This is a genomic window from Citrobacter farmeri (genome assembly GCF_019048065.1).
In the GTDB taxonomy this organism is placed as follows: Bacteria; Pseudomonadota; Gammaproteobacteria; order Enterobacterales; family Enterobacteriaceae; genus Citrobacter_A; species Citrobacter_A farmeri.
The window spans coordinates 4,003,075-4,029,728 of the sequence record NZ_CP077291.1; the positions used below are offsets into that span (position 1 = coordinate 4,003,075).

Consider the following 26,654-nt stretch of genomic DNA (forward strand, 5'->3'; position numbering starts at 1 on the left):
CGAGTTTTTCTCTTTAGAACAGGCTACTGTTCACTGTCATATTGTTATTACTTGATTTAAATGAATAGGTCGTACTCCCTACTCTACATGAAAAAGTGAGTAGGTCGCCGCCACCCAACATTCCCACTCCTACCACTGGATAGCTTATTTGCCCTGAAGCAGCTAATACGACACTAAAAGTATTCCCTGCTCCGCCGTTTTGGTATACAGATGTCCTCTTGCTAAATGAATAAGTCTTTGTATTAGCATTAAAAGTAGAACTATCATTACTCCAGTAAGACGCTGCAAAGGTATGGCGATTTGCCATAGTCGTATTCGCATTTGCTGCAAAACCCGTCCCACCGTTCCCGACCACAGTTACGCTATCACATTGCATTGGCGTCCCTGCGGAGGTCAGAAAACGAACCGCTGAGCTAAACTCCCTGTAAGTACTGCCGTTACTTCCCCCCTGATAAGACCACCAGGCATTTATTTGCGCTGTTGCCGGAGGTGGAGTGGTCAGCGTCACTGTCACACCGTTATCCGCACTCGAAATAGTGCCTGCTGGAAGCCCATACGAAACCCAGAACCTCACGCTTCCTGCCGTTGTTCCGGCTTTCACTGTCTTGTAGTACACCCCATCCGTGGTACTGGCCAGAGCATATTCGGTTCCCGTCACAATCAGCGTGCCGTCAGTGTTTTTCAACAACGAATCCGTGCCTGCCTTTATCCTGAGACCCGTCAGATTTTTAACCGGGTTCCCGTTCGCATCTTTAACGGTGACAACCACTTTTGTTTCGTTAGAACCGTTGGCAACCAGCGACGTGCTTGTCACCAGAGCAGTACCATCCGTTCTGGATGACAGTCTTATCGATGTGTTGGCACTGGATGGAGTGTCCGCGACCAGATTAACCGTCACACCATTATCCGCATCCGAAATAGTGCCTCCAGGAAGGCCATACGAAACCCAGAACTTCACGCTTCCTGCCTTTGTTCCTGCTTTCACTGTCTTGTAGTACACCCCATCCGTAGTACTGGCCAGAGCATATTCGGTTCCCTCCGCTATCAGAGTGCCGTCAGTGTTTTTCAACAACGAACCCGTACCTGCCTTTATCCTGAGATCAGTCAGATCCTTAACCGGGTTCCCGTTCGCATCTTTAACGGTGACAACCACTCTTGTTTCGTTAGAACCATTGGCAACCATCGACGTGCTTGTCACCAGAGCAGTACCATCCGTTCTGGATGACAGTCTTATCGATGTGTTGGCACTGGATGGAGAACCTGCCGTCAGGTTAACCGTGACATTATTACTGCCTGCAGGGATCAAGCCTTCATCCACTCCGCCCGTCACACTGAACTTGACGGTACCGGCTGTTTTTCTGGACCAAACGTTCCGGTAATACACCCCGTCAACACCTGAGGCTATCATGTCAAAATCAGTCCCTTGCGTCATCGAGACGCCACCTGAAGTCAGCAGACCGCCTCCCGACTGCGCCGCTATCTTCAGGCGCAGATCGTTAACACCGTTTCCATTCGCATCCTTCACCGTGACGACAACCCTGGTATAGCTGCTGCCATCAGCCACTATCGATTTCGTGCCCGTAAGCGCAGTACCATTCGTTTCGGATGACAGGTATATCCCGGCAACGGACGGGTCGCCTGCCGTCAGGTTAACCGTGACATTATTCCGGCCAGTAGGAATCACGCCTGGATTGAGTCCTCTCGTCACGCTGAAGGTGACGGTGCCGCTTGTGTTTCCGGACCAAACGTTCAGGTAATACACCCCCTCAACATCTGAGGCTATCATGTCAAAATCGGTCCCTTGCGTCATTGAGACGCCGCCTGAAGTCAGCAGACCGCCTCCCGACTGTGCCGCGATCTTCAGTCCTTCCAAACCCTTGACACCGTTTCCGTTCGCATCCTTCACCGTGACAACAACCCTTGTAAAGTTGCTGTTAGCAACAGCCACTAACGATTTCGTTGACTCAAGCGCGGTACCATCCGCTTCGGATGACAGGTATATCCCGGCAACGGACGGAGCGCCCGCAGTCAGATTAACCGTCACATTATTACTGCCTGCGGGGAGCACGCCTGGATTCAGCCCATCTGTCACGCTGAACGTGACCGTGCCCGTTCTTGTTCCGGCCCACACGCTCAGGTAATACACCCCGTCCTCCGTTCCGGCCACCATGTCAAAATCGGTCCCTTGCGTCATCGATACGTTGTTTGCATTTCTCAGCAAACCGCCGCCCGACTGTGCCGCGATCTTCAGGCGCAGACCGGTAACACCGTTTCCGTTCGCATCCTCCACCTTGACAACAACTCTCGTATAGCTGCTGCCATTAGCCACTAACGATTTCGTCGCCTCAAGCCCGGTACCATCCGTTTCGGATGACAGGTATATCCCGGCTACGGACTGCTCGCCTGCCGTCAGGTTAACCGTCACATTATTTTGGCCTGCGGGGATCACACCGGGGTTAAGTCCACCCGTCACGCTGAACTTCACGGTACCGCTTGTTGTTTGGGCCCAGACGCTCAGGTAATACACCCCGTCCTCCGTTCCGCGCGCCATCGTAAAATCGGTCCCTTCCGTTATCGATACGCCGTTTGCATTTTTCAGCAAACCGCCGCCCGACTGCGCCGCGATCGTCAGGGGCAGACCATTAATACCGTGCCCGTTCGCATCTCTCACCGTGACGACAACCCTGGTATACGAAGAGCTGTTGCCATCAGCCACTAACGATTTTGTCGCCTCAAGCCCGGTGCCATCCCTTTCGGATGACAGGTATATCCCGGCAACGGACTGCTCACCTGCCGCCAGGTTAATCGTGACATTATTAGTGCCAGGGGTGATAAGGTCTTGCGGCAGCCCATTAGTGACGTTGAACACGACGGTGCCGAGCGTTGTTCCGGCTTTCAGCGTCAGGTAATACACCCCATCAGCTGTACCAGGCTCAAATCCTCCATACTCCGTTCCCCCGGCTATTTCTGTACCCGAAACGGTACTCAGTAGTCCACCTGTGCTTGTTAGTACCCTGAGCCCATCCTCCAGCCCCGTCACACCGTGTCCGTTCGCATCCTTCACTACGATCACAATATTTTTCCGATCGGTACCATTGGCTGCCAGGGTTGTGGTTCTCGACGCAATATCGGTACCATCCGTTTCGGATGACAGGTAAACACCCGCACTGGCTGGTTCGCCGGCAGTCAGGTTGACCGTCACACTATTACTGGTAATAGCGATATCATTTTCTGTTAATCCTGAAGTGACGCTGAATCTCACCGATCCCGTATCCGTACCTGCCACGACGGTTTTGTAATACACGCCATCCGTCGTACTGGGAACCAGGTCATATTCAGTTCCCGCCGTCATCACGCTACCTGCAATTTCCTTCATCAGAGACTGATTTGCTTTTATCTTCAGACCCGTCAGGCCAACAGCTGGTCTCTGATCCTGATCCTTAATAACGACAACCACTCGCGTCTGATCCGTGCCGTTTGCAGCTATCGAGATGTCACTGCTGAGATCGGTCCCGTCCGTCTCAGGTGAGAGGGAAATTGTTGCGGTGTATATCTCATACCTTACAAACGTCAAATCCGCACTGACCGGCGTATCACTTCCCAGGCTGGCGTTCACCGTAAAGGTCCCCACCACCGTACTGGTCAGCGGCACCTCCAGTTCACCATTATTGTTAGTAGTGGTACTCAGAGTGGCTGCGTTATTGCTGAACAAAGGGCCATCTGCCGGGACACTCAGCGTTACAGTATGGGTACCCGCCAGCGCGTTATTTTGCGCATCCACGACCTTCAGCGTTACTGGGTGCGGATCCGCTCCGGTCGCGGTTTTCGTGTCAGCAGAGGTTTCGATGATCAGTCGTGCCGTGCTGAGATCCGCCGCAAATGTCACCTGTGTACTGACCGCTGTACCACTCCCCAGACGGGCACTCACCGTAAAGGTTCCCGCCACCATACTGGTCAGCGGCACCTCCAGTTCACCGTTGTCGTCAGTGTTGGCACTCAGACTCACGCCGTCATTACTGAAGAGTGGACCTGCTGTCGGCACTTCCAGCCTCACGGCACGGACGCCAGCCAGTGCGTTACCCTGCGCATCCTCGACCTTCAGCGTGACCGGATGCGAATCCGTTCCGTTCGCGGTTGTCGCGTCTGAAGATGTTTCAATAACCAGTCGTGCCGTGCTGGCATCCGCCGCAAACCTCACCTGCGCACTGACCGGTGTATTACTTCCCAGACGGGCGCTCACCGTAAAGGTTCCCGCCACCGCACTGGTCAGCGACACCTCCAGCTCACCGTTACTGTCAGTACTGGTACTCAGAGTAGCTGCGTTATTGCTGCTGAACAGAGGACCATCTGCCGGGACACTCAGCGTCACGTTATGGACGCTGGTCAGCGGGTTACCCCGCGCATCTTCGACTTTCAGCGTGACCGGATGCCTGTCCGTTCCATTCGCGATGGTCGCATCTGAAGACGTTTCGATAACCAGTTGTGCCGTGCTGGCATCCGCGATAAACGCGACTTCCGCGCTGCCGTTCAGCGACAGACTTGCCGCTGCGGCGGACACCGTAAAGGTTCCCGCCACGATGCTGGTCAGCGTCACCGTTACCGTGCCGTTATCATCGGTGGTACCGCTGGCTTCGCCGCTAAACGCCGGTCCGCCATTGACGGTAAAGCTCACCGGCTGGCTCTGCAGTGGGTTGCCGCCCGCATCCGTCAGCGTCGCCGTCACCGTCCGGGTGGCCGTGCCGTTTGCCGCTGCGGTTTCCTCGCTGTCAGCGGCCACGGTCAGGCGTGCCGTGCTGATATCTGCCGCGAACCTCACCTGCGCACTGACCGGTGTATTACTTCCCAGACGGGCGCTCACCGCAAAGGTTCCCGCCACCGCACTGGTCAGCGACACCTCCAGCTCACCGTTACTGTTAGTAGTGGTACTCAGAGTAGCTGCGTTATTGCTGCTGAACAGAGGACCATCTGCCGGGACACTCAGCGTCACGTTATGGACGCTGGTCAGCGGGTTACCCCGCGCATCTTCAACTTTTAGCGTGACCGGATGCGTATCCGTTCCGTTCGCCGTTTTCGTGTCAGAAGACGTTTCGATAATCAGCCGAGCCGTGCTGGCATCTGCCATAAATGCCACCTCCGCACTGCCGCTCAGCGACAGATCTGTCGCCACACCGGACACCGTAAAGGTTCCCGCCACGATACTGGTCAGCGTCACCGTCACTGTGCCGTTATCATCGGTGGTACCGCTGGCTTCGCCGCTAAACGCCGGTCCGCCGTTGACGGTAAAGATCACCGGCTGGCTCTGCAGCGGGTTGTCGCCCGCATCCGTCAGCGTCGCCGTCACCGTCCGGGTGGCCGTGCCGTTCGCCGCTGCGGTTTCCTCGCTGTCAGCGGCCACGGTCAGGCGTGCCGTGCTGATATCTGCCGCGAACCTCACCTGCGCACTGACCGGTGTATTACTTCCCAGACGGGCGCTCACCGCAAAGGTTCCCGCCACCGCACTGGTCAGCGACACCTCCAGCTCACCGTTACTGTTAGTACTGGTACCCAGAGTAGCTGTGTTATTGCTGCTGAACAGAGGACCATCTGCCGGGACACTCAGCGTCACGTTATGGACGCTGGTCAGCGGGTTACCCTGCTCATCTTCGACTTTCAGCGTGACCGGATGCGTATCCGTTCCGTTCGCCGTTTTCGTGTCAGAAGACGTTTCGATAATCAGTCGTGCCGTGCTGGCATCTGCCGTAAATGCCACCTCCGCGCTGCCGCTCAGCGACAGATCTGTCGCCGTACCGGACACTGTAAAGGTCCCTGCCGTGATGCTAGTCAGCGCCACCGTTACCGTGCCGTTATCATCGGTGGTACCGCTGGCCTCTCCGCTAAACGCCGGTCCACTGTCTGCGGTAAAGCTCACCGGCTGGTTCTGCAGCGGGTTGCCGCCCGCATCCGTCAGCGTCGCCGTCACCGTCCGGGTGGCCGTGCCGTTTGCCGCTGCGGCTTCCCCGGTGTCTGCAGTCACGGTCAGTTGTGCCGTGTTGGTATCTGCCACAAACGCCACGTTCACGCTCCGGCTGCTGCCGTTGATCGACGCCGTCACGGTCACATCACCTGCCACCAGGCTGGTCAGCGACATAGTTATAGTACCGGCACCATTGGTCGTACCGCTGGCCGCAATCGTCGCCCCGTTATCGGCGCTGAAGTTCACGACCTGGTCAGGCAAAGGGGTCCCTCGCGCATCCGTTACCGTCGCCTTCACCCGGTTGGTCGTCTCCCCGTCAGCCCACGCCCCTGTATCCACGACCTCCAGTGCCCCGGCGGCAATCTGTGCCGTACCGGTGTCGGCCACAAACGCCACTTCCACGCTTTCACTGCTGTTGTTGATCGACGCCGTTACCGTCGAATCACCCACTACCGGACTGGTCAGCGTCATGGTCACCGTGCCGTCATCACCGGTTGTACCGCTGGCCGCAATTGTCGCCCCGTTATCGGCGCTGAAGTTCACGACCTGGCCGGCCAGGAGGTTCCCGTTCGCATCCGTCACCGTCGCCTTCACGCTGTTTGGCGTCTCACCGTCCGCCAGCGCCCCGTTGATCACCCGCACCAGCGCGCCGTCGGCGAGCCGCGCCGTACTGGCGTCAGCGATAAACGCCACGCTCACGCTCCGGCTGCTGTTATTGATTGACGCCGTCACCGTGGCGTCACCCGCCACCGTGCTGGTCAGCGTCATGGTCACCGTGCCGTCATCACCGGTCGTGCCGCTGGCCGCAATCGTCGCCCCGTTATTCACGCTGAAGTTCACGATCTGTCCGGCCAGGAGGTTCCCCTGCGCGTCCGTCACCGTCGCCTTCACGCTGTTGGGCGTCGACCCGTCCGCCAGCGCCCCGTTGGTCACCCGCACCAGGGCACCGTCGGCGATCTGCGCCGTACTGGCATCTGCCGTAAACGTCACGCTCACGCTCCGGCTGCTGCCGTTGATCGATGCCGTCACGGTGGCGTCACCCGCCACCGGGCTGGTCAGCGTCATGGTCACCGTGCCATCGGCACCGGTCGTACCGCTGGCCGCAATCGTCGCCCCGTTATCGGCACTGAAGTTCACGACCTGACCGGTCAGGAGGTTCCCCTGCGCGTCTGTCACCGTCGCCTTCACGCTGTTGGTCGCGATATTGTTCGCCAGCGCATCGTTGATCACCCGCTCCAGGGCACCGTCGGCAATCTGTGCCGTACCGGTGTCGGCCACAAACGTCACGTTCACGCTCCGGCTGCTGCCGTTGATCGATGCCGTCACCGTGGCGTCACCCGCCACCGGGCTGGTCAGCGTCATGGTCACCGTGCCGTCATCACCGGTCGTGCCGCTGGCCGCAATCGTCGCCCCGTTATTGGCGCTGAAGTTCACGACCTGACCAGAGAGAGGGTTCCCCTGTGCGTCCGTCACCGTCGCCTTCACGCTGTTGGGCGTCTCCCCGTCCGCCAGCGCCCCGTTGATCACCCGCTCCAGCGCGCCGTCGGCGAGCTGCGCCGTTCCGGCGTCAGCCGTGAACGTCACGCTCACGCTCCGGCTGCTGTTATTGATTGACGCCGTCACCGTGGCGTCACCCGCCACCAGGCTGGTCAGCGTCATGGTCACCGTACCGTCGGCACCGGTCGTGCCGCTGGCCGCAATCGTCGCCCCGTTATCGGCGCTGAAGTTCACCACCTGGCCGGCCAGGAGGTTCCCCTGCGCGTCCGTCACCGTCGCCTTCACGCTGTTGGTCGACGTTCCGTCCGCCAGCGCCCCGTTGATCACCCGCTCCAGGGCACCGTCAGCAATCTGTGCCGTACCGGTGTCGGCCACAAACGTCACGCTCACGCTCCGGCTGCTGCCGTTGATCGATGCCGTCACCGTGGCGTCACCCGCCACCGGGCTGATCAGCGTCATGGTCACGCTGCCGTCGCTGCCGGTCGTGCCGCTGCCGGCAATCGTCGCCCCGTTATCGGCGCTGAAGTTCACGACCTGACCGGCCAGGAGGTTCCCCTGCGCATCCGTCACCGTCGCCTTCACGCTGTTGGTCGCGATATTGTTCGCCAGCGCCCCGTTGATCACCCGCTCCAGCGCGCCGTCGGCGATCTGCCCCGTGCTGGCATCTGCCGTAAACGTCACGTCCACGCTCCGGCTGCTGCCGTTGATCGATGCCGTTACCGTGGCATCGCCTGCCACCAGGCTGGTCAGCGTCATGGTCACGCTGCCGTCGGCACCGGTCGTGCCGCTGGCCGCAATCGTCGCCCCGTTATCGGCGCTGAAGTTCACGATCTGGCCAGAGAGAGGGTTCCCCTGCGCGTCCGTCACCGTCGCCTTCACGCTGTTGGGCGCCGAGCCGTTCGCCACGGCATCGTTGATCACCCTTTCCAGCGCGCCATCGGCGATCTGCGCCGATCCGGCGTCGGCCGTAAAGGTCACCCTTACGCTCTCGCTGCTGCCGTTGATCGACGCCGTTACCGTCGCCTCTCCCGCCACCGTGCTGGTCAACGTCATGATAACGCTGCCATCAGGACCGGTCGTGCCGCTGGCCGCAATACTCGCCCCGTTATCGGCGCTGAAGCTCACGACCTTGTCAGCCAGAGGGTTCCCCTCTGCGTCAGTCAGCGTCACCTTCACGCTGTTCGGTAAAACACCATCCGCAATGGCGTTATCCGTGACCACACTGAAATCCATAGCAACAACGGAAGCAACAAAGGTCACCGGTTTACGCAGAGAAGACAGGGCTGAACCATTCACCACTGGCGCCATCCAGGCTTCGCCAGCAATATTGCCGGATACGGTGGCGACATAAACCCCGGCGCTGACTTCACGAACGCTGCTGATCGTCAGTCCACCAAGGGAGGATTCGTGTTGCAGGATCTCCGGATTCAGCGACGAGATCGGCAGACTCTGTTCGTCCATCGCGCGGAAAGTCATCGTGGCCGTCGTGACGCCATCGGCTTCAATGATGGCAACACGGGCATTCGGATCGTCCGTAGGGACAATCTCAAAGCTTGAATTTTCAGCATGAACGGCTGACTGTTCCACAAAGATGTATGTGGAAGCCTGTGGAGAGTGGTTACCCGCTTTATCATGGGCAACCGCACTAATCACATACGTGTTAGCGTCGATTCCGCCGGTTTTCCAGAGAGGCAGGGTAACCACGCACTGCGTATTGGCTGTACAGGTCACTTCCCCGCCAGCGGCACGGAGTGCGCTGTCATCCCATACAATACGCTCAAGCCCGTGTCGGGCATTGACCACCACATCCAGGGAAAGACGATCGCCCTGATAGCCACGTAAAGCGTCGGCCATTTTCAACGTCAGGTTATTTTTCTCCCGGTACTCCAGGACAATATTGTTGTTACGATCGACCAGATGATAACGACTGCCCGCCAGGGTTCGCATCTGTCCCACGGCGTCAGTATCAAGAAGTTTGTGCAGAGGAGTATCAAACTGCCAGGAAAATTCCACGCCCAGACGGGTGTCATTTTCACCGCCTTCACCCATGCGATGATCGGCGCTGAGCGTCATCAACGGGAACGGGGTGTAGCTCAGTCCTGCTGTCACTGCCCGCGGATCCTGCTGGCGATTATCCCGGCCAAAGAGGCCGACCTCGTTACCGTAGTACTGCTCATAAACAAGTTTTCCACCCAATTGTGGATAAACCGGCAGATACCCTTCGCCGCGAATGTCCCAGCCGTTAGCCGGACGCGCTTCGTAATCGGCCAGATCGGACGCATCTTTCCATCCTGACAGGCGAAAATAACCATTCGCCGCCAGTTTCAGATAATCCCGACCGTATTCCAGCCCCATCCCCATACGGGAGTGTTCACCTGAAAAATCATAGTCATAGAATGCGTTAACACCGGCCATCCAGTCCGGTGTGTAATAGCGATATCCGGCCCCCAGGTTTCCCTGGGTCCGGTCATCGGTGCGGTGCAAACTGTGCTGAGAAAAAAGTAACGTATCTGGACTGTCATACCAGGGGATCAGTAAATCAACGGAAGAATTTTTCAGAGAGAATTCTTCGTCAACCTGCACTTTAACCCGCGCCGTCCCCACACGGTTAAGCCACTGTTCTATTTCAGCACTGGCTTTCCCGGTCGCCATCTGTCGGGCTATACCTGCCGCCGCATCGCCGCTGGCATTATTCAGAAACTGCCCTGTCTTGCTTGCCAGCTGTGCCGCCTGGGTTTCCGTCGCCTTCTCGCTTTCATCCCCGCTCTTCTCATCACCAGCAGGACTTCCCCCCAGAGTGGGGAGCTCGCTGGCTGAAGCAGAAAGCGCCTGTTGCTCTGAAGGGGTTTGATACCATTTGACCTGCGCGGCGCGCACTGCTGGCGTGAACGCCAGCATCAGTGGCAGGAAAAATTGCAGGGCGATGTTAACCCATACCCAGAAACGAAACTGCCGGGAAAAGGAAATACCTTTCCGGGGTTCGGACTGAGTAACCCGGTGAATTTCAGAAGAATGGGGACGTGGCGACATGTGTTTTATCCTTATAACTTTTCTACTTAATCCTGGTAACCTGTTTTACAGATGCGATTTGTCAAAAAAACTAATTTCCCAGTTGCATCAGGCTGTTACTAATTTTCTGTACGTATATATACGTGGCGTTGTTTTGTCATTAATCAGAAAGAACCCTTTATCTTTGGCGTGTATAAATAGTTCATTCCTGAAAGAAAATTTATAAAACCTTCTTTCTATATTTTATATATCCTGCCTCGGGCAGTAACAGAAAATACAGAACGGCGAAATCGATAAGAAACCAAATTATTTACCTAAATTTCTTTAAGCATTATAAGTCTCAATAGTGTTGTTTAAATCCGGGTTATTGAATAAGCATTACAGAAGTAAAACAAACTGCCAAATCAAATAAACACAGGATAAAACACCACAAAATAAGTAATAAATAGATTATAAATTCAAAATGGCAATAAATATGATGTCAACCGTTCAGAAATAAGGACTTATTCCCATGAAGATATAAACGTTTTTATCTACATAAATTTAAATAATAATTTCATTGTTACTGGAGCGTTAAAATAATTAACAGCGAATGTTATTTACTTTTTTCATACTCTATTTACGTTGAATTTCTCCGTCACCTTTTGAAAACTATCGCCACAAAATGTGTTTGCCTGTAGCAAAATAGAGCCCGGACATTCCTCACACATATTCAAATTCCGAAAATAATCGCGACGCGCCTTTGCCGGTTCGTGGAACGCAGCAAACAAAAAGTGCACTAAAATACCGGTTGTTTCCCAGGGTAAATACCAACTGCTACTGCGCATAAACGGGTATATCTGGACGCGTCAGACACTTGTTATCATTTCATTGCCGCCCTGACTCGGCAGAAAGCGTCCGGGAACCAGTATCTCAAAACGACAGCATAGCAATGCCACACCGCCAAAACAAAAGATAAATCAAATAAAACAATTGTATTCCTCTGAAACAATATTATGACTGCCACTCTACTTTCCCCTCCGCCAGACGTTACCTGAACAATCCGCACCCCTCTCTTAAAATCAATAAAAACACCTTTATTACAATAAGTTAAATAAAAAAACGATCCTGGGACTCATGAAGAATCGGCAATCTCATGCAAGATAGCTCGAATTATCTCCGGTTCAAAAAATCTACATGCATCACAAACATGCTTACATTTGATAATGTATAGTTTTCATATGACAAGCAATGACTATTCTTGTGTACAAGGAGAACTGTTATGACGGATTCAATTCCATCAGGTTACAAACCGCTGACATGTGACACCCTGCCTGGCTATCTCTCATCCAGACTGACCCCTGCATGCGAACCTGGAGGGTTGCCTGAAGAGTGGAAAGTTTCAGAAGTGGGGGACGGAAACCTGAACATGGTGTTTATTGTTGAGGGGGCGAATAAAACGATCATTGTAAAACAGGCTCTGCCCTGGCTTCGCGCAGGGGGAGAAGGATGGCCTTTATCTCTGAGCCGTGCAGGTTTTGAGTACAATGTCTTATGTCAGGAAGCCAAGTACGCGGGCCATACACTGATACCACAGGTCTATTTTTACGACCCGGATATGGCACTGTTTGCCATGGAGTACCTGACGCCACACGTCATTCTTCGTAAGGAGCTGATCAACGGTAAAAAATTTCCAAAACTTGCTGAAGATATCGGAACATTTTTAGCCCAAACCCTCTTCCACACTTCCGACATTGGCATGCCGGCCGATCGGAAAAAAGCGCTTACCGCAGAATTCGCCTTGAATCATGAGCTGTGCAAAATAACGGAAGACCTGATCTTCAGTGAGCCCTATTACAACGCTGAACGGAATGACTGGACCTCTCCTGAACTGGACGATGCCGTCCATAACGCCTGGGCTGATACAGAGATGCTCCAGGTCGCCATGCGTTATAAGTACAAATTTATGACGGAAGCGCAGGCATTGTTACATGGCGATCTTCATTCAGGTTCAATCATGGTGACCGACACGGATACCAAAGTGATTGATCCAGAATTCGGTTTCATGGGGCCAATGGCGTTTGATATCGGCAACTATATCGGGAATCTTCTGTTAGCTTTCTTCTCACGTCCTGGATGGGATGCGAATGAGCAAAGCCGCACCGCTTATCAGGAATGGCTACTTCAGCAGATTGTAGAGACCTGGTCTGTTTTCACCCGGGAGTTCCGCCAATTGTGGAACAACAAAACACAGGGCGAAGCATGGCCAACAGAAATATATCAACAGAACAAGGCCGCACTGAAGGACGCGCAGGATCAGTTTTTTGCAACGCTGCTTGAAGATTCTCTGGTAAACGCCGGCATGGAAATGAATCGCCGGATTATCGGTTTTGCTGGCGTTGCCGAGCTAAAACTGATTGAAAATACAGCGCTTCGCGCAGAATGTGAACGACGTGCATTGACCATGGCACGCGATCTTATCGTCAATGCCCGCCAGTTTAAAAATATGGATTCCGTCATCCAGTCTGCGAAGGTTAAGTAAGAGGTCATTATGAATATTAAAGGTAAACACTACCGTACGGTCTGGGTTTCCGGGGATGGAAAAGCGGTAGAAATCATCGATCAGACCAGGTTGCCTTTTAAGTTTGAGGTGGTGGCGCTTACCTCTGCGGAGATGGCCGCAACGGCTATTCAGGAAATGTGGGTTCGCGGCGCCCCGCTTATTGGTGTCGTTGCAGCATACGGTATCGCGTTGGGTATGAATCACGACGCCAGTGATAAGGGTCTGCAGTGTTACTATGACCTTCTCATCAAGACTCGTCCGACGGCAATTAACCTTAAATGGGCTCTCGACAGGGTGGTCGCTACACTGAAAGATCTTTCCGTACCCGATCGTAAGGATGCAGCCTGGGCGCTCGCGGCAGAAATTGCCGAGGAAGATGTCGCGTTATGTGAACAAATTGGATTACATGGTGCAGAGGTCATCCGCGAAATAGCCCAGAAAAAACCGGCCGGGAGTGTGGTCAATATCCTGACGCACTGTAACGCAGGCTGGTTAGCAACTGTAGACTGGGGAACAGCGCTTTCTCCCATTTATAAAGCACATGAAAACGGAATTCCCGTTCATGTCTGGGTGGATGAAACGCGGCCGCGCAATCAGGGTGGGCTCACGGCATTTGAACTGGGCTCACATGGTATTCCTCATACCTTGATTGCCGATAATGCGGGTGGTCACTTGATGCAGCATGGTGACATTGATCTCTGCATTGTGGGTACCGACCGAACGACAGCCAGAGGGGATGTCTGTAATAAAATAGGCACCTATCTTAAGGCACTGGCAGCCCATGATAACCATGTCCCCTTTTACGTCGCTTTACCTTCACCCACCATTGACTGGACCATCGAAGACGGAAAAACCATTCCGATTGAGCAACGTGACGGAAAAGAACAGTCGCATGTCTACGGGATAAACCCTCAGGGAGAGTTGAGCTGGGTTAATACTGCCCCCGAAGGAACCCGTTGTGGAAACTACGCTTTCGACGTCACGCCTGCCAGATATATTACTGGCCTCATTACTGAACGGGGAGTCTGTGCTGCGAATGAGTCAGCCCTGGCGGGTATGTTTGCTGACCTGAAGAGTAAAGCGCGCTAGCGGCATTGAAGCGATTTTCACTGCTGTTAAGGAGCAGGAATGGAAAGGAAAAAGTTAGCAGAAAATATCATTTCCACTTGTCGGGAAATGAATGCTTCAGGTCTTAATCAAGGAACCTCTGGTAATGTGAGTGCCAGATATGCCGGTGGCATGTTGATTACACCGAGTGGGATCGCCTATTCAAAGATGACGCCGGACATGATTGTCTTTGTAGACGATAAGGGAATACCAGAAGCGGGTAAAATACCGTCAAGTGAATGGTTATTTCATCTGGCGTGTTATCAAGCCAGGCCAGAACTGAATGCCGTCATACACACGCATGCGGTCAATTCCACGGCGGTGGCAATACTGAATCATTCAATTCCGGCAATTCATTATATGATGGCGGTAACGGGTACGGATCATATTCCCTGTATTCCCTATCATACCTTTGGTAGTTCTGAACTGGCCGATAGCGTAGCGAAGGGGATAAGAGAAAGTAAATCCTTGCTTATGCAGCACCACGGTATGCTGGCCATGGAGGTCTCACTGGAAAAAACGCTGTGGCTGGCGGGTGAAACCGAGACGCTGGCGGATTTATACATCAAGTGTGGCGGATTACATCACGATGTTCCCGTATTGTCTGAAGCCGAAATGACCGTCGTCCTTGAAAAATTTAAAACGTATGGTTTGAAAGCGTAATCACAGTTTTATTTTAATTAAACAACATGACAGCCATTCGCAGAATGGCTGCTATCTCCCCTGTCCACAACGATTGATTATAACTACCACAAGGAGTTATTTATGTTTATCGTGGAATCGTATTCTGTCGCCATAATAATGTGTTTTATCACCATGATTTGCTGGGGTTCATGGGCTAATACCACCAAACTGGTAAGCAATAAAAAATGGGAGTTTCCGCTTTTCTATTGGGATTATTCAATTGGATTATTACTGTGTTCCTTGTTATTTGCCTTCACTCTGGGTTCTTTAGGTGAAGCCGGGCGCAGCTTTATACCTGATATTCAGCAGGCGAGCAGCAGTAGTCTGCTGTCGGCAATACTGGCAGGGATTATCTTCAATATCTCCAATATTCTTCTGGTGGCTTCTATTAATCTTGCCGGTATGGCGGTGGCCTTCCCTGTGGGTGTGGGGCTGGCACTGGCTCTGGGGGTTATCACCACCTATATCGGCAATCCGCAGGGCGATCCGCTCATTCTGTTCCTCGGTGTCGCCTGCGTCGTGGTCGCCATTATTTTCACCGCGGTGGCTTATGGTCGGGTCACCCAGGAGTCTGACAAATCCCGTCGTAACAAAGGTCTCATCACCGCCATTCTGGCGGGTATCATCATGGGATGGTTTTTCCGCTTCCTGGCGGACTCCATGTCTGACAATTTCAGCCAGCCCGCAAGCGGTCTGATGACGCCATACTCCGCGCTTGTCCTGTTTGCTTTGGGGCTGTTTCTGTCAAACTTTGTCCTTAACACGCTGGTCATGAAAAAACCGATTTCAGGAGAACCGGTTAACGGGAAAATGTATTTCTCCGGTAGTTTACGGGACCATGTTTGCGGTTGGCTGGGCGGTATGATTTGGTGTGTTGGTCTGGCATTTAGTCTGATTGCGTCTGGTCAGGCGGGGTATGCTATTTCTTACGGCCTGGGACAGGGTGCGACAATGATTGCCGTGATCTGGGGAGTATTCATCTGGAGAGAATTTGCCAGCGCGCCAGCCGGCACCAATAAACTGCTGCTGACCATGTTTATTTCATACATTGTGGGCATTGTTCTTATTATCGCCGCTAATCAGTAAAACGCTGCCCCATATCCACATGGGGCAGTTGTTCATTCTTTTACTGCGGTAACTGACACGCCAGTAAAAATTCTGCTGTGCCTTCATCAACAATCAGATCCGTGACATACCCCCCCAGCAGGGCACCCAGCGTCGCGTCATAGCCTCTTTCCCCACCAGCAAGAAAGATCTTCCGTTCAATCTGCCTTAACTGAGCCAGACTGATCCCCAGAATACGCTGGTCAACATCCGCCACGACGGGCATCCCTTTCTTGTCATAGAAGCGACCACAAATGACCCCCACCGCGCCTAAATCCCGATATGTCTGCATCTCCTTCTTACTCAGCACACCCACCCGAATAAGGGGATTTTCATCAAGAGCGTTACCCACGACGAAAAAGGCTTTTGTACAACGCGTCAGAACGTCAAAATTCGATCGAATAATAGGCTCTGCCTGTAGCTCCATTGCCAGTCTGGCACTGGATACCACGGCGGGAACATGAAGAGAAGCGACACGACCAGAAAGCTTGTAGGCGATTTGCGATGAGGATTCAATAATCGTAAGGTCCGGTTGAGATGGCATGGAACCGAGCATCTGAATAACGGTGACATTCTTACATGACTTCGGCGTCATGGTTTTGCTCATCTGATGGATTGTTCTTCCCCAGGCAACCCCCAGCACATCACCATTTTCAATAACCTGATTCAGATACATTCCTCCGGCACGCGAAAGACGAGTCCGCATCAGCTTTGTATCATCACGTTTCCCGGCATGTTCGCCATCAGGCACGATAAGCACTCTCTGGAGATTGAATTTGTCGCGAATCTGCAAAGCGGCATCTATCGATCCAAAAACATTCACATCCAGGTTGATATGAACCAGGCCATTTTCGCGGGCTGTCTGCAAGTATTTGACAACCGTGACACGGGATACCCCCATGATGGCCGCAACTTCAGTCTGGCTTTTGCCTTCCTGATAGTACAGCCATGTTGCATGAAGTACGGGATCGTCATTGAACAGGCTGCTGTTGGTTTGTTCTCTATCCACTTTTGTATCCCTGTATTAGGCCGGGGAAATGCTCATCTTGACCCGGAGAGTTAATGCAGATTACCAGTTGTATGATTTTATATAGATATTTTATGCTTTTACATTAAATAAACCAGCATACCAAATGAATGATCGACTCCGCTCCCCCAGTCTGAAAAAGCCGGAGATACGCCCCGGCTTATTCAGTTCCTTACGCGAGATGACTCACTCCTTCAGTACTATCAGCGGTTCGATATCGCTCTCTTTTTTGATAACCAGTGATTCATCGCCGCGCAGACAGGTGCCGCCGTAGTTTCCACCGACGGTAAAGGTGCACACCTGAATATACTTACCGGCAACGTTTGGCAGGCACCACAGCTGCTGATAAATGTTCTTCTGCTCAGCAAATTTTCCGCTGGTTTTATCCAGCAACTCTTCCTGATGGCTGACCAGATCGATATTGCTCCCACAGCGTCCGGCAATCGGTTTCACCGCATACCCGGTTTGCGCCAGTTCCTCGTTGACGATGAAATCGGTATCCAGCAGGTAGCGGTGATGCGGGAAAAGTTGCCAGAGGATCGGCAGAATCGCTTTGTTACCCGGGATCACCGTCCACAGCGGCTCGAAGACCAGCACTTCCGGGCGCAGCAGCACATCAATCAGCCGTACATCCTGATCGGTATGCCCGGTTCGAATCGGCACAGCGGCATACTCGGTTTCGCTGACTTCGCGCACCTGCTCAATCGCCGTTTCCCACGCCCAGGTTTTCCAGACGCAGTTCACCAGGCGTCCGTCGCCATCAATCAACTGACCGGCATCATCCCAACGCAACTCATCCAGCCCACGCAGGATCTTACTTTCAAACCCCGCCTGATGCAGCGCCTGCTGCATAAACTGTGCGTGGTAGTTCTCCTCGATATCCTTATCCTGCATGATGTGCACAAAAGGTCGCGCGTGACTGTGTTTCCAGGCGCCTGCCAGCTCGTTAATCAGCCCTTCAGCCGGGTTATGCCCCAACCCTTTATAACCCTGCTCCGCCCAGCGCTCGAGAATTAGCCCCGCCTCGGTATGACACGATGCGGAATCGGCGTTGTATTCGTACACCTTCAGCCCACGCTCATCCATACAGAAATCCATACGACCGGTGATCATATGGTGGCGGCGACGCTGCCAGGAGAGTCGCAAACGCGGCCAGAGAATTTTGGGAATGTCGAACAGCGCCAGCAGGTTATCATCTTTCAACACCTTGTCTGTGGCGTGCAGATACATCAGATGCAGCTCGTTGGTCGCTTTGATCAACTCCTGCTCGGCACTCTCTGTAATTGTGAAATACTGGTACGGATCCTGATTGATCACGTGACCGTTCGCCATCACATAGGCTTTTTGCAGCGGATCCTGTTCGTCCAGCCACTTACCGTCGAACAGCCCCTTTTCTTCCAGTCTTGCCGCACCAATCTTCAGCGAATCATTGGCGATCTCCGGCTGCGCCAGGCTGTGTTCGGTATCGTCGGTCTGGATCATCCAGCCAAGAATGGTGGTGTCGTCGAAAGTGTCTTTCAGGGTATAGCGGCCATTTTCCACCACCATCTCCAGCTCACGCGTCCACTGCTGTCCGGGAGGAAGCGGGGTGTGAATGACGTTCTGCTCGGCAATGCGGATTTTGTTGTCCAGCAGTTGAGTGATAATCGCGACGTGGCCGGTGTCTTTAAACTCACCGCCTTTCTGCCAGATGAGCAACGCCCCGGCGACCGGCGCGCGGGGCGACCCGTTAGGAAACGCCTGCAATGGCAGAATGTTGTCGTTCACCACTTCGCGCAGAAAACGCAGCGAAAAGATCTCCCACGCCATGCCGACGTCGGTGAACACCGCACCATAATTCAGGAAGAGGAAACGGCGCGCGAATTCGACGCACTGCCATTTGTGACCCATATATTCATTGTCGATATAGCTGCGAAATGCAGCATCATCGTCATAGTCCCGTGGGTCGAGGGAGCTGTAATCTGAAGAGTAGATCGCTACACCACCGGGGGCATAGCCCAATAATGTCCCGAACGGGGCATCCTGACTGGTCGTTCCTTTGCTCATGCACCTTACCTCAAAACTATACAGCGGAGCAGCTTCTGCTTGCCTGCTCTACACCGCCGACCATCATACACCTCAACGCAGCGGGAGCGCGCGCAACAACAAAAAATAGCCAGGTGTAAATGTGCCAATCTGTTAAATGCGCGGGTGGCGACCTGCTACACTGCTTCAACACAACCACTCAGAAGGCAGGTCAACATGTCAGATAACACTTATCAGCCCGCGAAAGTCTGGACGTGGGAAAAATCCAGCGGCGGTGCGTTCGCCAACATCAACCGTCCGATCTCCGGTCCAACTCACGACAAAACGCTGCCCGTCGGTAAGCATCCGCTTCAGCTCTATTCGCTGGGCACGCCGAACGGCCAGAAGGTCACCATCATGCTGGAAGAGCTGCTGGCGCAGGGAGTGAGCGGCGCAGAGTACGATGCGTGGCTGATTCGCATTGGCGAAGGCGATCAGTTCTCCAGCGGCTTTGTAGAGGTTAACCCGAATTCGAAGATCCCGGCATTGCGCGATCATTCGCAGAACCCGCCGGTGCGCGTGTTTGAATCGGGATCGATCCTGCTGTATCTGGCGGAAAAGTTCGGCTATTTCCTGCCGCAGGATCGGGCAAAACGTACAGAAACCCTGAACTGGCTGTTCTGGCTCCAGGGTGCAGCGCCCTTCCTCGGCGGCGGCTTTGGCCACTTCTATCACTACGCGCCGGTGAAGATTGAGTACGCGATCAACCGCTTTACGATGGAAGCCAAACGCCTGTTGGACGTGCTGGATAAACAGCTGGCGGATAACGCTTTTGTGGCGGGCGATGAGTACACCATTGCCGATATGGCCATCTGGCCGTGGTTTGGCAACGTCGTGCTGGGCAATGTGTACGATGCAGCGGAATTCCTTGACGCAGGCAGCTACAAAAATGTGCTGCGCTGGGCAAAAGAGGTCGCTGAACGTCCGGCCGTTAAACGCGGACGGATTGTGAATCGTACCAATGGGCCACTGAATGAGCAGCTTCATGAGCGTCATGACGCCGGTGATTTTGAAACCCAGACAGAAGATAAGCGTCAGGGTTAACGATGAAAAATGCCGGATAGAAAATATCCGGCATTTTCTCTCAGGCGCTGGTCACGTCGTACTCCATACGGCGTAGCGCATCCAGCGTGGCTTTGGCTTCTTCTTCATCAATGATGCTCATCGCAAAACCCACATGCACTAACACCCACTGCCCGACCAGTTGTGCAGGACTGTCTTCACAGATCAGCGCAATATTCACATCACGCTTGATGCCGCACACTTCCACCTGCGCCAGCTGGTGAATATCTTCACCGACGGCCAGTACCTGACCCGGAACGCCTATACACATATCTGACTCCGCCCCATGTCACAGCATGGGTTATTCAACTTCAATACTTTTCACTTTCAGCGAATCGCCAGTATCAACACGCAGACGGTCGCCATGACAACGCGGACATTGCGCATCGTGCTGAGTGATTTCAACCGCCTGGCTGCAATCCCAGCACCATGCCTGCGCCGGTTTGTAGTCAATGTGCAGTTCACAGCCTTGCGCCACCGTCCCCTGGCAGACAATGTCAAAACTAAAACGTACCGCGCTCTCTTCGACACAGGACAGCGCGCCAATCTCCAGCCACACGCCGGTGACGCGCTTTACGCCGTGCTGTTCAGCCTGCTGTTGAATAATTTCAACCGCACTCTGACAAAGAGACAGCTCATGCATTCTGCAAGCCCCGACGCCCGAACAGCAGCGCGCGACGTCCCGCCTGCTGCGGTGCGTCCGGATCGCTGACCGGCAGCGACAGCAGCATCCGCGCGCAGTCATCGGCCAGACGTATGCCCTCTTCCGTCGACAGGCTGTGGTTGAGCGGCGACATCAGGGAACAGGAGAGGTATTGCGATACGCCATCCAGTTCGCCCACGGTGAACGTCATCGTGCCATACGGTAGATGCAGTCCAATCTTTTCACTCACTTTGCGCACCGGCCAGAGCTGGTCTGGCCCGGGGAAAATCAGCGCACTCAGCATCCACGGCGTAATCACGCATCCGGTCCACTGCCCTTCAAACAGCGTAAAATCAGAGACATACACCGGCATTTCAGGATGCAGGAAGGACAGATCGTGCATCGAACGCTGCGCAATTGCTTCAAACGCGGCCTGAACCTGCGCCTTCGGGGCAGTCTGGAACCCGGAAATCTCCTCAGACACGAGCCACCTCCCGTGGGATCGCTTCAACGCCCGACTCACGCAACGCAGCCAGAACCTGCGCAAGCGCAGGTTCAATCATCGCTTCAACCGTTGGCGTTAAGCCAATGTTCGGTTCCAGCGATTCCGGAATGACGCCAATCAACGTCAATTTTTTCGGAAACTCGCCGGTGAAGCGAAGGGCCGACAGAACGTCGGCCAGGCCCAGCTGATGCGGGGAGATCTTGTTGGTAAACAGCGCCGGCACCTCATCATCCCGCAGGATCATCAGCGTACCCGGGGCGTTTTTTCTCGAGACAATGGCATCCGCAATGATCAGATGATCCCGGTTTGCCATGTCGCCGAGCAACTCCATGCCCGCCGTACCGCCATCAAGGATTTCCACGAAATCCGGCAATTCATATCGCTGCTCTAAGGCTTCAACGATACGAACGCCGATGGCTTCATCGGTCAGCAAAATATTGCCGACCCCTAAAACTAAAATCCGCATTACAGAACCTTCACAGAGACAACTTCGTTTCCGTCAGCATCAACAACGTGCACCGCGCACGCCATGCAAGGATCGAAAGAGTGAATAGTACGTACCACTTCCAGCGGTTTTTCCGGATCGGCAATCGGCGTACCTACCAGAGACTGTTCGTACGGGCCGACGTCATCGTTGAAGTTACGCGGACCGGAGTTCCAGGTTGACGGTACCACCGCCTGGTAGTTACTGATAATGCCGTCTTTAATCACCATCCAGTGAGAGAGCATCCCGCGCGGCGCTTCGAGGAAACCGACACCTTTAAATTCGCCCGTCGCCGGAATATTCGGTTTCACGAACGTGGTGTGGTCACCTTTACCGATATTGGCAATCAGCGCACTGTACTGGCTCTGCAGGATACCCTGCAGTTCACAGCAGTGAACAGTACGACCAATAATGCGACCCAACGTGGAGTGCAGCTGTGCCACTTCCAACGTTTTACCGGTCAGCGCCTGATAAATCGCAACGATTTCATTCAGTTTCGCCTTCGTGGACTCACGTCCGGCGGCCAGTTTAACCAGCATATTCGCCAGCGGCCCCACTTCGACGGTTTTACCGTAGAACGTCGGGGATTTCACCCACGAGTATTTGCCGTCATCTGACCAACCGTTATATTCCGGAATGGTGGTCCCTTCCCACGGTGCCTGCGGGGCTTCGTCTTTATACCAGGCGTGTTTGGCACTCTCCTGAATCCCTTTGATCAGGTACTCGTCGGAGTGGGAGGAGATCGGGCGATAGCTCGACAGATCCGCATTTTCGATATAGCCGCCCGGGAACAGGAAGCTGCCGTTCTTACCGTCGGTCGGGAATTCCGGCGCAGCCAGATAGTTGACCGCCCCTTTACCATGCTCCAGCCAGTCCGGATAGAACGCGGCAATCACCGCCGTATCCACCTTGTAGACCTGTTCAACAAAGTCGCTCAGTTTATCGATGAAAGACTTGATGTACATCAGGCGTTCCAGGTTCAGTACGCCCAGGCCGTCGAGGTTGATCGGGTTGGCAACGCCACCCACCGCCAGGTTCTGGATGTGCGGTGTTTTACCGCCCAGCAACGCCACCACGCGGTTAGCATCACGCTGACATTCCAGCGCCTGCAGGTAGTGAGCAACAGCAATCAGGTTCACTTCCGGCGGCAGTTTCATCGCCGGATGTCCCCAGTAACCGTTGGCGAAAATCCCCAACTGGCCGCTGGCAACCAGGTCCTTGATCTTATTCTGAACCTTCGTGAACTCTTCCGCGCTGTTCAGGTGCCATGTCGACACGCCGTTCAGCATCGCTGACGCTTTTGCCGGATCGGCTTTCAGTGCCGAGGTGATGTCCACCCAGTCCAGCGCCGAGAGCTGATAGAAGTGCACAATGTGGTCATGGGTGGTATGCGCCGACAAAATGATGTTACGGATATACTGGGCGTTAACCGGAACGTCGATGTTCAGCGCGCTTTCTGCCGCACGAACGGAGGCAATCGCGTGCGTTGTCGTACAAACGCCGCAAATACGCTGCACAATCATCCACGCGTCACGCGGATCGCGATTCTTCACGATCTCTTCCATACCGCGCCACATGGTGCCGGAAGCCCATGCTTTTGAAACAACGCCATTTTCGATTTCGCAATCGATACGTAAGTGCCCCTCAATACGGGTTACAGGATCAATAGTAATTCTCTGGCTCATGCTTTGCTCGCCTCATGACGATTGTGATCGTTTTGTTTTAAAGGAGGAAGTATCGGCAGTAGACGAATGAGTACGATGTAAGCGCAAATCTCAATAGCCACAAAACCAATAGAAATCAACAGTTCTTCCCAGGTCGGGAAGTAGTGGTAGCCACCGCCTGGATTAAATGCCACCAGCGAATAGGACAGACGCCATGCAGCACAACCCAGAAGCGCACTGAGCGCAGACAGGTACAGCATACGAGAGTCATTGCGCAACTTCGCAACGCGCAGCACCACTATCGGGAAGACCATCAGCACGACTTCAAGCCAGAACATTGCTGAATAGAAATCGCCGGCAAAGGCATACGACAGCTTGTCCCGGTAAATCAGTTCACCAAAGCGAAGAACGACAAAGATCGCCAACATTACGCTGATGGTGTTCGTCAGCTTAATGAACAGGTTTTTCTCATCCGGACCGTTTCCTTTCAGACCAGCCTGAACCAGCGAGCCTTCAAAGATGACGATCGAGAAGCCCATAATAAAGGCCGTCAACACCGAGAACAGCGGCAACATTTCATAGCTTTGCCACAGCGGATGCACCTTGTAGCCTGCCGAGATCATCAAAGACCCCATTGAAGACTGGTGCATAGTTGGCAGCAGCGCACCGAGGGCGATGATGAAGAACATCAGCTTGTTCAGACGCTTCAGCGACACCTTCCAGCCCAGACGTTCAAACAACGCTGGGGCAAATTCCAGTGCCATCACCCCAATGTAGATGGTCATACAGACCGCCGTCTCGAACAGAACCGAGTTCACGTTGAAGTGACCTGGAATGTAGAAGTACGGCAGGTTCCAGTAACGCCCTACGTCAATGGTGATTGACAGGCCACCCAGAGAATAACCAAACAGGCTCGCCAGCAGCGCCGGACGTACCAGCGGATGGTATTGCCCCCGGTTGAAGACATATACCGCCCACGCCAGCGCCCAACCGCCACAGGCAAAGCCGGTGCCGATTAACAGGTCAAAGGCTATCCAGACCCCCCACGGGAAACCGCCGTTCAGATCGGAGACAGACCCCAATCCAAATACCAGACGCTTCACGATCAGGAGCATACAGAGGATGATTAACGGCCCGAAGATGATGACCGGTTTGCTGATAATTTTGCCGCCCAGCGGTTTAGGATCATGACTCATGATCGTCTCCTCCGTCGTGATGGTCGTTTTTGGTATTACGACGAACCAGCACGGTCAAGCCCGCCAGCACGGCCAGTGGTAGCATCATGCCTTTATACAGGGTGTGTTGAACATGTTCGGAACGCGCGCCGGTTGAAATCTCATCCAGCTTTGGCAGATCCAGATTCTCGTAAGGCACCCCGGTCAGTACCAACACCTGAGTTCCGCCGCCCTCTTTCTCACCGTAAAGATGCGGATAGTATTTCGGCACGGTATGCACGTAGGTATCGCCCGTTTTCACGGTTTGACGCGGATAGTGGTATTCGCTGCCGGGTTTCAGCGCCAGGCGTTTTTGCGCCTCGGCCATCAACTCTTCGCGGGTACCAAAAATGACTGCACCGGCAGGACAAACCTCGACACAGCCCGGCAAGCCGCCCTTATCGAGACGTTCAACGCCTTTCTGGTTGCACAGTTCACATTTGTGGAGCGCACCAAACGGGTTGTTGTAGTCATACTTCGGCACGTTGTACGGACAGGCAACCATGCAGTAACGGCAGCCGGTACAGACGTCTTTGTTATAATGGACGATGCCGGTTTTCGGATCTTTTTTCAGTGCGGAAACCGGACAGACGGAAACGCAGTTGGGATCGACGCAGTGCATACACTGTTTCTTGATGTATGCATAGCCATTCTCTTCCTGATCTTTATTCACGCCTGTACCGCTACGCCACACCTGAATGATGTTATTGGTATACGGCGACAGTTTGTCGTTATTCGACCAGGTCTGCTCCCCTTCCGGGTTACGCATCGGGAAGTTGATATCCTGACACTTGGTCACACAGGCCTGACAGCCCACGCACAGCGTTGAGTCATACAACATGCCCAGAGAACCGGGGATGGGCGGGCGATTTTCTGCAGCCGCGTGGCTGATAGACGGCGCAGCGCCTAACAGCAACGCCCCGCCGGAGGCTGCTTTGATAAAGTTACGTCTGTTCACGGTTATTCTCCCCGTGAGTCAGCGTTATCTTTCTTTTGCTGACGCCCCAGTTCACGTACCGCCATCACGCTGACGCCGGCCACCAGACCGACAACGCCGCCAAGCAACCCGATCGCGCCAGCAGAGATGTTGCCGCCCTCTTTCATGTTCACATCAGGTTTTTCGGAGCGTGGTGTCTGATTTTCCACATGAGCAAGTTGGTGAATACCCTTATGGAAACCAATGCCCTCTTCATTACAGCCGTAGCAAGGGTGACCAATCGCCACTGGCCATACGCCACCAACGTCGCAGAATTGCAGCGTCGAGCAGTTACCCCAGGTTTCTGGTCCTTTACAACCAAGATGGTAGAGGCACCAGCCTTCGCGGTGACCTTCATCGCCGAACTCTTTCGCAAAGCGACCGGCATCGAAGTGCGGGCGTCGTTCGCAGTGTTCGTGAATCAGGCGGCCATAGGCAAAGGTTGGACGGTTTTTCGCATCCAGCTTCGGCGGCTTGCCCCAGGTGATGATATGGGCAACTGTCGCCAGGAAGTTATGCGGGTTCGGCGGGCAGCCTGGAATATTGATGATGGTTTTACCTGGCAGAACCTCCTGCAGGCCAACCGCACCGGTCGGGTTCACGCCAGCAGCGGCGACACCGCCCCACGCTGCACAGGAACCGATAGCGATAATCGCTGCTGCGCCTTCTGCCGCTTTGCGGATATGGTCCACAATCGGCTCACCGGCAACCATACAGTAAATACCGTTATCTTTTAGTGGGATAGAACCATCAACGACCAACACATACTGCCCTTTATACTTCTCAAGCGCATTGTGTTTGTTCTCTTCAACCTGGTGGCCGAAGGCGGCGGAAAGTACCTCATGATATTCCAGAGAGATGGTCTCCAGAACGAGGGTTTCTACCGTGGGGTGGGTCGCACGAAGGAGGGATTCGGTACACCCTGTGCACTCCTGAGCACCAATCCAGACAACCGGCGGGCGCTGCGGACGGGATACCGATTCAGCCATTTCGGCGGCGGCTTTGCTACTGAGCCCCATCGTGGCGGCGAGTGCTGCACAAAGCTTCATGAAATCACGACGGTTTACGCCATGGGAATTAATGAGAGTGTTATCTCCAGTCATTTTATAGTTATTCCGT

Annotated in this window: 16 protein-coding genes; 5 read left to right on the forward strand and 11 right to left on the reverse strand. The window is 54.0% G+C overall.

The genetic code is table 11. The features are described from left to right. Positions 1-13: 13 nt before the first annotated feature. Entirely contained in the window at positions 14-10,480 is a 10,467-nt protein-coding gene (locus I6L53_RS18770; RefSeq protein ID WP_217124953.1) for an Ig-like domain-containing protein, read from the reverse strand. Between the two features lie 1,240 nt (positions 10,481-11,720). Between I6L53_RS18770 and mtnK the strand changes: the two genes are divergently transcribed. From mtnK to I6L53_RS18790, 4 genes are all read left to right on the forward strand, one after another. After that, positions 11,721-12,980, forward strand: coding sequence for an S-methyl-5-thioribose kinase (gene mtnK, locus I6L53_RS18775; protein WP_042324162.1), 1,260 nt, complete (start codon positions 11,721-11,723; stop codon positions 12,978-12,980). A gap of 9 nt (positions 12,981-12,989) precedes the next feature. Beyond that, positions 12,990-14,090 carry an S-methyl-5-thioribose-1-phosphate isomerase gene (mtnA, locus tag I6L53_RS18780; protein WP_217124954.1) on the forward strand — a complete coding sequence of 367 codons (1,101 nt, stop codon included), beginning with the start codon at positions 12,990-12,992 and terminating at the stop codon, positions 14,088-14,090. Positions 14,091-14,129: 39 nt separating this feature from the next. After that, entirely contained in the window at positions 14,130-14,771 is a 642-nt protein-coding gene (locus I6L53_RS18785; RefSeq protein ID WP_042324166.1) for an L-fuculose-phosphate aldolase, read from the forward strand. A 102-nt stretch (positions 14,772-14,873) separates the two neighbouring features. Next, positions 14,874-15,878: a GRP family sugar transporter gene (locus tag I6L53_RS18790; RefSeq protein ID WP_042324168.1), complete on the forward strand. Its 1,005-nt coding sequence runs from the start codon at positions 14,874-14,876 to the stop codon at positions 15,876-15,878. A gap of 40 nt (positions 15,879-15,918) precedes the next feature. Here the strand turns inward: I6L53_RS18790 and I6L53_RS18795 are convergent, their stop codons facing one another. Further along, positions 15,919-16,905, reverse strand: coding sequence for a sugar-binding transcriptional regulator (locus tag I6L53_RS18795; RefSeq protein ID WP_042324170.1), 987 nt, complete (start codon positions 16,903-16,905; stop codon positions 15,919-15,921). 204 nt (positions 16,906-17,109) lie between these two features. Continuing rightward, positions 17,110-18,969 carry a bifunctional glutathionylspermidine amidase/synthase gene (gss, locus tag I6L53_RS18800; protein WP_042324171.1) on the reverse strand — a complete coding sequence of 620 codons (1,860 nt, stop codon included), beginning with the start codon at positions 18,967-18,969 and terminating at the stop codon, positions 17,110-17,112. Between the two features lie 195 nt (positions 18,970-19,164). Here gss and yghU point away from each other — a divergent pair, with 195 nt between their 5' ends. Then, positions 19,165-20,031 carry a glutathione-dependent disulfide-bond oxidoreductase gene (gene yghU / locus I6L53_RS18805; RefSeq protein WP_042324173.1) on the forward strand — a complete coding sequence of 289 codons (867 nt, stop codon included), beginning with the start codon at positions 19,165-19,167 and terminating at the stop codon, positions 20,029-20,031. 40 nt (positions 20,032-20,071) lie between these two features. On the opposite strand, the gene hybG is transcribed toward yghU, so the two are convergent. The 8 genes from hybG to hybO are packed head-to-tail and all read right to left on the reverse strand — an operon-like array spanning position 20,072 to position 26,638. After that, positions 20,072-20,320 carry a hydrogenase maturation factor HybG gene (gene hybG, locus I6L53_RS18810; protein WP_042324176.1) on the reverse strand — a complete coding sequence of 83 codons (249 nt, stop codon included), beginning with the start codon at positions 20,318-20,320 and terminating at the stop codon, positions 20,072-20,074. 30 nt (positions 20,321-20,350) lie between these two features. Further along, complete coding sequence (gene hypA / locus I6L53_RS18815) at positions 20,351-20,692, reverse strand: hydrogenase maturation nickel metallochaperone HypA (RefSeq protein WP_042324177.1); 342 nt, start codon at positions 20,690-20,692, stop codon at positions 20,351-20,353. After that, positions 20,685-21,176 carry a hydrogenase-2 assembly chaperone gene (gene hybE, locus I6L53_RS18820; protein ID WP_042324179.1) on the reverse strand — a complete coding sequence of 164 codons (492 nt, stop codon included), beginning with the start codon at positions 21,174-21,176 and terminating at the stop codon, positions 20,685-20,687. Before hybE ends, hypA begins: the two co-directional genes overlap by 8 nt. Beyond that, complete coding sequence (locus I6L53_RS18825; protein ID WP_042324181.1) at positions 21,169-21,663, reverse strand: HyaD/HybD family hydrogenase maturation endopeptidase; 495 nt, start codon at positions 21,661-21,663, stop codon at positions 21,169-21,171. Before I6L53_RS18825 ends, hybE begins: the two co-directional genes overlap by 8 nt. Further along, positions 21,663-23,366, reverse strand: coding sequence for a hydrogenase 2 large subunit (hybC, locus tag I6L53_RS18830; RefSeq protein WP_042324183.1), 1,704 nt, complete (start codon positions 23,364-23,366; stop codon positions 21,663-21,665). The genes I6L53_RS18825 and hybC overlap by 1 nt, the downstream gene beginning before the upstream one ends. Then, positions 23,363-24,541 carry a Ni/Fe-hydrogenase cytochrome b subunit gene (gene hybB, locus I6L53_RS18835; RefSeq protein ID WP_042324185.1) on the reverse strand — a complete coding sequence of 393 codons (1,179 nt, stop codon included), beginning with the start codon at positions 24,539-24,541 and terminating at the stop codon, positions 23,363-23,365. The genes hybC and hybB overlap by 4 nt, the downstream gene beginning before the upstream one ends. Beyond that, positions 24,531-25,517, reverse strand: coding sequence for a hydrogenase 2 operon protein HybA (hybA, locus tag I6L53_RS18840; protein WP_042324187.1), 987 nt, complete (start codon positions 25,515-25,517; stop codon positions 24,531-24,533). Before hybA ends, hybB begins: the two co-directional genes overlap by 11 nt. A 2-nt stretch (positions 25,518-25,519) precedes the next feature. Next, positions 25,520-26,638, reverse strand: a complete 1,119-nt coding sequence (gene hybO / locus I6L53_RS18845) for a hydrogenase 2 small subunit (protein ID WP_042324189.1) — start codon at positions 26,636-26,638, stop codon at positions 25,520-25,522. Between the last annotated feature and the right edge of the window lie 16 nt (positions 26,639-26,654).

Coding starts and splice junctions, on each gene's coding strand:
- I6L53_RS18770 (WP_217124953.1), bottom strand. CDS start 10,480: ATGTCGCCACGTCCCCATTCTTCTGAAATTCACCGGGTTACTCAGTCC.
- mtnK (WP_042324162.1), top strand. CDS start 11,721: ATGACGGATTCAATTCCATCAGGTTACAAACCGCTGACATGTGACACC.
- mtnA (WP_217124954.1), top strand. CDS start 12,990: ATGAATATTAAAGGTAAACACTACCGTACGGTCTGGGTTTCCGGGGAT.
- I6L53_RS18785 (WP_042324166.1), top strand. CDS start 14,130: ATGGAAAGGAAAAAGTTAGCAGAAAATATCATTTCCACTTGTCGGGAA.
- I6L53_RS18790 (WP_042324168.1), top strand. CDS start 14,874: ATGTTTATCGTGGAATCGTATTCTGTCGCCATAATAATGTGTTTTATC.
- gss (WP_042324171.1), bottom strand. CDS start 18,969: ATGAGCAAAGGAACGACCAGTCAGGATGCCCCGTTCGGGACATTATTG.
- yghU (WP_042324173.1), top strand. CDS start 19,165: ATGTCAGATAACACTTATCAGCCCGCGAAAGTCTGGACGTGGGAAAAA.
- hybG (WP_042324176.1), bottom strand. CDS start 20,320: ATGTGTATAGGCGTTCCGGGTCAGGTACTGGCCGTCGGTGAAGATATT.
- hypA (WP_042324177.1), bottom strand. CDS start 20,692: ATGCATGAGCTGTCTCTTTGTCAGAGTGCGGTTGAAATTATTCAACAG.
- I6L53_RS18825 (WP_042324181.1), bottom strand. CDS start 21,663: ATGCGGATTTTAGTTTTAGGGGTCGGCAATATTTTGCTGACCGATGAA.
- hybC (WP_042324183.1), bottom strand. CDS start 23,366: ATGAGCCAGAGAATTACTATTGATCCTGTAACCCGTATTGAGGGGCAC.
- hybB (WP_042324185.1), bottom strand. CDS start 24,541: ATGAGTCATGATCCTAAACCGCTGGGCGGCAAAATTATCAGCAAACCG.
- hybO (WP_042324189.1), bottom strand. CDS start 26,638: ATGACTGGAGATAACACTCTCATTAATTCCCATGGCGTAAACCGTCGT.